The sequence below is a fragment of the Pseudomonadota bacterium genome, assembly GCA_027624715.1.
Classification (GTDB): Bacteria; Pseudomonadota; Gammaproteobacteria; order Burkholderiales; family Eutrophovitaceae; genus Eutrophovita.
In genome coordinates this window covers 119635-125634 of the sequence record JAQBTV010000005.1, presented here as the reverse complement: position 1 = coordinate 125634, position 6000 = coordinate 119635, and the positions used below count along the sequence as shown (strand labels likewise).

9 protein-coding genes are annotated in these 6000 nt (G+C 43.3%); 2 read left to right on the top strand and 7 right to left on the bottom strand.

Features of this window, described 5'->3' with window-relative positions:
- A partial coding sequence (locus tag O3A65_05260; GenBank protein ID MDA1331879.1) for a S8 family serine peptidase occupies positions 1-517 on the bottom strand: 517 nt, incomplete at its 3' end.
- Between the two features lie 25 nt (positions 518-542).
- On the opposite strand from O3A65_05260, the gene O3A65_05255 reads away from it, so the two are divergent.
- Together O3A65_05255 and O3A65_05250 are read left to right on the top strand one after the other, a co-directional pair.
- A complete protein-coding gene (locus O3A65_05255; GenBank protein MDA1331878.1) occupies positions 543-1022 on the top strand; it encodes a hypothetical protein in 480 nt (159 codons plus the stop codon).
- A gap of 71 nt (positions 1023-1093) precedes the next feature.
- Positions 1094-1759, top strand: a complete 666-nt coding sequence (locus O3A65_05250; protein MDA1331877.1) for an SDR family oxidoreductase — start codon at positions 1094-1096, stop codon at positions 1757-1759.
- 97 nt (positions 1760-1856) lie between these two features.
- On the opposite strand, the gene O3A65_05245 is transcribed toward O3A65_05250, so the two are convergent.
- From O3A65_05245 to O3A65_05220, 6 genes are all read right to left on the bottom strand, one after another.
- Entirely contained in the window at positions 1857-3158 is a 1302-nt protein-coding gene (locus O3A65_05245; GenBank protein ID MDA1331876.1) for a PQQ-dependent sugar dehydrogenase, read from the bottom strand.
- A 33-nt stretch (positions 3159-3191) separates the two neighbouring features.
- Positions 3192-3509, bottom strand: coding sequence for a cytochrome c (locus tag O3A65_05240; GenBank protein MDA1331875.1), 318 nt, complete (start codon positions 3507-3509; stop codon positions 3192-3194).
- Between the two features lie 480 nt (positions 3510-3989).
- Positions 3990-4379: a hypothetical protein gene (locus O3A65_05235; protein MDA1331874.1), complete on the bottom strand. Its 390-nt coding sequence runs from the start codon at positions 4377-4379 to the stop codon at positions 3990-3992.
- Positions 4380-4412: 33 nt separating this feature from the next.
- The gene (locus O3A65_05230) at positions 4413-4679 is read right to left on the bottom strand and encodes a hypothetical protein (GenBank protein ID MDA1331873.1); all 267 of its coding nucleotides are present in this window, start codon (positions 4677-4679) and stop codon (positions 4413-4415) included.
- Positions 4680-4745: 66 nt separating this feature from the next.
- Entirely contained in the window at positions 4746-5357 is a 612-nt protein-coding gene (locus O3A65_05225; GenBank protein ID MDA1331872.1) for a DUF938 domain-containing protein, read from the bottom strand.
- Between the two features lie 47 nt (positions 5358-5404).
- Entirely contained in the window at positions 5405-5953 is a 549-nt protein-coding gene (locus O3A65_05220) for a thioredoxin family protein (GenBank protein MDA1331871.1), read from the bottom strand.
- Positions 5954-6000: the final 47 nt, after the last annotated feature.

Sequence of the window (6000 nt, the reverse complement as noted above, 5' to 3'; positions counted from 1 at the left end):
CGCCTATTTCAGCTTCTGTAGCTATAATAGAGCCTGAACGGTTGGAAATTTTCAAGACCAAGATGGCCGCATTGTATGCAATTCCATGCATGCCTGATGAGTTTTTTGGTGCCGCAATTATCCCTGCAACGTGGGTTCCATGCCCATTTGTGTCTGAATAAGCACCAGTCTGATCGGTTTCATAATTGTAACTATTTAAGGAGTCTCTTGTTATCCAAGAGCCTGTTGAAGCTTCAAGAGCATTAAGCCCAGAATCTGCAACGGCAACTTTGATATTTGTTCCAGTACCGGCAGTGGAATCTGAAGGATTCCCACCTGTCCCTCCATTTTGGGCGTACCAACGGTAATGTCCGTTGTAATACATTGCGGATGCTTTCACAATACCAAGACCAGTTTGCTGGTTGTACTCTGACGTCTCAAAAGCACTACTGCTTGCATAGGTTAATGACCTGGATGAACTACTACTCCCACTTCCTCCGCCACTAGCACAACCTATTAGAACTAACGAAGACCACAATGTAAGTGTGTATAATATTTTTCTGATGAAACTTGCCCTTTCAAAACACGCCGCAGATAAAAAAATACTTTTAATTTTTTGTATATTTCTAATTTTCACCTGCACGCTAATATCCTGTAATGCATTAAATGGTGCAACTCCAATTCAAAACAAGGGATACGTTCACCCAAATCAGGTATACGTTTACAACGGTGATGGACTCTATACTCAGAATTCAGAGATAAAGCTTACTCCTTTAGGGATCGACCGGGAAATACTAGAAATCAGTCAACGACTAAAGGTGCAAATAAAAGATTTAAGGAGAAATAAATTCTATTTGGCTGTCTCTCCACAACAAAGAACTGGCGGTTACAAATTTACAACAGAAAAAACTAATGAAAAAATAGTTATTTGCCTCAAAAAACCTAGAGATACTGATTCTGTATCAATGGCCCTAACAAATCCAATCGCATTAATAGAATCAAATACGGAGCTGTCTTTGAAAGCATCTTACTGTTTGCAGTAGAACCAATACCGTCCCGAGCCTTAAGAAGCGCAAAATAGCATAGATAGAAAAGGCATAAAAAGGAGTTAATAATGGAAAATAGGACGGTTTTGGTTACCTGCGTTAAAAAGTACATGGGTGAGGCTATCGCAAATAAATTTAAGGCTATGGGGTTTAATGTCCTAACGGATGATCGGCCTTTAGTGACTCAAAGTGAGTGCGAGGCTTTAATTCAGTTGTCGGGCACGATTGATGTTTTAGTTGCAAATCTTGCAGAACCACCGAAATCTAGTCCTGTGCAAGTTATTGAAAATGACGATTGGGATACGTTATTCAAGGTTTTGGTTGATCCTCTGATGTATCTCGTTAGAGCAACAACCCCGCAGATGCTAGAGAGAAAGTCTGGAAAAATCATTGCTGTAACCAGTGCTGCCCCGCTGAGAGGTATTGCTAATAATTCAGCGTATTGCGCTGCGCGAGGCGCGCAGAATGCCTTTATCAAAGCAGTAGGTATTGAATTGGCGCGATCCAATATCCAAGTGAATGCTATCGCGCAAAACTATATTAATAATAATACTTACTACCCCGATCGACTCTTGTCTGATGAAAAATTCTTAGATCACGTACGTAAGAATGTACCGACTAATAAGGTAGGGTCTGCTGAAGAGACTGCTGAACTTGCATCATATTTAGCCAGCGAAAAATGTACGCACATCGTTGGTCAAATTATTCCTCTGGCCGGTGGTTGGGTTAGCTAATTGAGTGTAGCCATCAGTAAAAAGATACGCGTGTCTGACTCACAAAAAAGCGCCGCACGAATGCGGCGCTTCTCACTACTTAGCAGCTAATGAATTATTACTTAGCTGTGATTTTGTAGATTTCACCTTCATCCGTATTTGCATACAATGCGCCGTCAGGGCCCAATGTGACGCCACGGTAGCGCTTTTGCTCAACTGGCAAGTGAATCACGCTCTTGATTGATTGCCCGTCCTTAGCAATGTCATATACATCTAAACGCATACCAACAGGGGTGCCACCAAAAGCAATACCCATGATGCCTACAACTGCACGGCCCTCATATGTGCCCCACTGCTTACCTTTGAGGAAAGCAATTGAAGATGTACCTTGCGAGTAGCCGTTGTTCTGCCATGCTGGTGGCATTAGATCGGCAAACCGGGTGTCACTCATTGGCATAAAAGCTGCACGAATGGCTGGAATCACACCTTCTTTCTGTTTAGGGCTGTATCCACAGTACTCGTCTGGACACTCTCCGCGGCCACCTACATTCTGCCGAGGATCCCATCCACCGTTACCACCATTTACAAGCATAGTGAGTTCATCGTTGTGCCATGGTCCGTGCTCAGCTGTAAATACCGCACCATCACTTCTAAACGCAATACCCTGAACGTTTCGATGTCCGTACGTATAGATACGTTTGTCGTAACCGGCAGGTGGTTTGTTGCCCTTATGGGCATTACCGTCAGTGTCGATTCTCAGCACTTTACCGCACATTAAATCAGGTGATTGTGGGCAAACACCTCTGTGTCGGTCACCCGTAGTGATCCATAAAGATCCATCTGGTCCAAAGGTAGGTCGGTTACCATTGTGAGCACCGTTCCCGCCGAATGGATGATCTGACTCAAAAGGCTTGAATTGAATATCTTTTACGATATCGGTACGGTTGGATACACTCTTAAAATCTTTGCTGACTTCAAATCGCATCACGATGTTTCCATCGCATCGTTCGAAATTTGTTTTACATCCGCTACCATGATATTTGGTGGATGCAGAAGCAACATAGATTCTACGGTTTTTATCAAAGTTTGGATCAACTGCGATACCCAACATACCTGCTTGGTTGGTACACCAAAGATCATTGCCTGTGTCCGCGTATCCTTTGGAACCGGTCATTCCATATAGAGCTTGAACTTTTCCGGAAGGCAGTCTTACAGAAAATCCTTTACACTTCTCGGTGAAAAACATCGTTCCATCCGCAAGGAAGTCTGTATCCCAAGGACTCTCGAGCCCTGTCAACACCGCTTCTTGCGTTATTTGTGGCACAGCTGCGCTCTTACCCTTATGGCCTCCAGCAAAGCTACTGCTAACTAATGCGCTGACCCCTAGGACGAAAAGAGCAGAGATTAAACTCTTCTTCATTTTTATTACCTCCGTTATTATTAGATTAAGTATTTACTGTACTTTTGCGCTGTTCAAATAAGCAGCTAGGTTTGCGATTTCGTCATCACTTAGAGGAATTGCATTTATTATCATGAGATCAGAATTAGGTCCAAATCTCTCCTCAGATCGGTATCTTTTGAGTCTGTCTACTAAGTAGGCAATATCTTTTCCGGCCAACTTGGGATAACTGGACAGTCCTTTCCCTGAAGGGCCATGGCAGACAAAGCAGTTTTGCGAATACCGAGCCTTACCGGCCTCTACGTCTCCTGCAATCGCTACGCTAAAGTTTACGCTGTAAAAAACCAAGACATATAACACGAAGCGTGACACAGGACCTCTTTTAAAAAATGATAAATCAGTTGCTAGCCTGTACTGCTGTTCCGAGCTTACACCAAATGAAGCAAAATTTATATAGCGCCCCAGTTCGAGGTGCGTGACTGAGATTAGTTCCGAAAAATTCGACAGTTAATCTGTGTCAATGATATAAATTTCGAGGTCGGGAAAACGTCACGCTAGACCTGACGATTCCCGGAAAAATAAGGGTGCTGATGCCACTGCTTCGGTAAAACCGGAGATATTTTTCATATTCTGACCGTTGCGGCCCATTGTTACTTGAACAGCAGCTACTAACAATATAATAGAAGGGCAGGTTGATGCATAAACTAGCGGTAGTATTGATGCTGTTATTCAGCGCCTATTCCGCAGAGGTCGATGACGTAGAAGCTTTGAGACGTGCTTGTGATAACGGTGAGGTAGATGCCTGTAACAACTTGTGGTTGCATACGCCGAGCGTGCCGGTGTTAGGCCAAATTAGCCGCACAACTTATTCATCACACCACTTATGACTGAATTAGATGAGGCAGACGCCATACCACCTGAGACTATATCGGTCTTATAGGATGCTCCGCTACCAAATGGTCCCTCGTACAGGATCTGCACGAGAGTTTGATAGCGCCTATGCGCACAATTGATCTGAATAAAATTCTTCCTAGAAAGAACCCCCATTTGCTGTGCCGAAAAATCAATCATAGTCCAAACGAATAATCCCCCATCACCGACCTCAATGGAATCCGAATCGTAGTACACTGTTTCTCTATCGGACTCACCCTGAATATGAGTCCACTCCTCACTGTTAACTGCATGTGAACCTAAACCAGCCATTAATATAATCACCTTGAGTAGACTCTTTACAAATGACATTGTTTTTCCATTTTGCTAAGAATTTGTGCGAAACTAGAGACTAGCTGTCCCCTTAAACAACTGATATAACTTTGTCCCATAACCCTCTATTTTTCCATTAAATAATCCAAGAATATTCTTACTTGCCGTTCTCGATTGACCCATGAGTAGGCTGGTCGTCAAGCTCGTCAGTGAAAGGAGTGTCAGAGGATCTCGTGTAAAAAGGCCGTCTCGTACTACTAGGCCATCTATAGACTCGCTCCAGCTAGAGAGCGGGGTGAGTGACAGAACTAATAGAGGGATGATGAATAGATTTCGCATCGTAGAACCTTACTATGAAAAAGGGATGGATACACCTAGAACACAATTCCGCTCTAATGGAGGTAGTTACCGATCAGGTAAGCCGGCATGGTGCCAATGCAGAAAACGATTGTTGGCAGGCATTGTCTTGTCATCAACCAAGATGAAACCAATATGCTCAGCGAGCTCATTAATCCATTCAAAGTCACGAATGCTGCTCTCAGGGTTTCGTTCTTTTAACCAGTGATCAAACTCGGCATTACTGCCTGCGGTATATTGACCCTGATAGTTAAATGGACCATATATGATTAAATCAGCATGATCAGTAGTAATCGTACTGATCAGTTTAAAAAAGTCTTTAACGTGCTGCTCAGACATGATGTGTAGGGTGTTACAGGAGTAGATCGCATCATATTGACGTTTGATAGAAGTCGTTGACACATCCAGTTCTATGGGTGCTAACAGGTTACTCAAATTAGCATCATCAACCCACATCTGTATGCCAGCCAAGTTTTCTTGAACATCACTGCATTGCCAATTGAGCCATGGCATATGCTTGGCAAAATACACCGCATGCTGAGCGGTCCCAGAACCAATTTCCAGCACATCATGAACGTTTTTCAGTATGGGACTGATTGCTGAAAAAATCGGCTCTTGGTTTCGTTCACATGCGGGCGAGAATGGTTTTTCCAAAGACAATTAAGATTTAAAGTTTTAATGTGGGCGTAAAGTTTTCGGTTTAAAAACTAATTTCGCCACTTAATCGAACAACCTATTGAGGGGAGTTGTTCCTTGGGGCCTTTCCCAGTTTCAGCAATCAGGCGCATGGCATTTAAGAGTTCTGGATTTCGGTTGTTTGTGCCCCCCATTGGATCATCATCAATACGACCGCGATATTGCAATTTGCCATTCGAATTTAAGCCGAAGAAATCTGGAGTGCATATTGCACCATATTCGCGTCCGACCGACTGATCTTCATCAATGAGATAGGGGAATGAAAAGCCATATTTCTTGGCAAATAATTTCATATTCTCTGGAGAATCGGCAACATGATGTTCATAGTCATTTGACATGATGGCAAGCACACTAATTCCTTCCGCCATCAATTGCTGACAATCATTAGCCAAGCGCGCTGCAATACGTTGAACATATGGGCAGTGATTACATATGAACGTGATCAGAAGCCCATGCTTACCCAATTGATCACTCATGGTGAAGCGTTGGCCATGAGAATCTTTTAGTGTGAAGTCGGGCGCATCCCAGCCAAAATCACAAATGGGCGTGTCTAATAACATTTTTAACTTTCCGTAAAAGTGTGACACCGAAGTGCCTCACTACTTTT